The sequence below is a fragment of the Stenotrophomonas sp. SrG genome, assembly GCF_050031795.1.
GTDB lineage: Bacteria > Pseudomonadota > Gammaproteobacteria > Xanthomonadales > Xanthomonadaceae > Stenotrophomonas > Stenotrophomonas rhizophila_A.
The window spans coordinates 1-231 of sequence record NZ_JBNBBE010001675.1 but is presented as its reverse complement, the minus strand read 5'-3'; the positions used below and the strand labels follow the sequence as shown (position 1 = coordinate 231).

At 71.4% G+C, this 231-nt stretch carries 1 pseudogene; it reads right to left on the bottom strand.

The features are described 5' to 3' along the window. Window positions 1–231: pseudogene (locus ACQG3P_RS25065) on the bottom strand (arginyltransferase); the annotation flags it as partial.

The window sequence follows — 231 nt, the reverse complement described above, 5'->3', positions numbered from 1 at the left end:
GGTCATGTCGCGGTGGTACCGCCCGAACTGCTCATCGGTCTGCTCGGCAGCCACGATCCGCACTTCCAGGTCGTCGTTGCGCGCGAGGCAGCGGCGCTGGCTGCGGTCGGGTGCGAAACGGGCCACCGGCACCCGCACCGTCACGCAGGCATGGCAGTTGGCGCAGAGCGGGCGGTAGACCAGGTCGCCGGAGCGGCGGAAGCCCCAGCTGAGCGCCCTCGGGTACAGCGT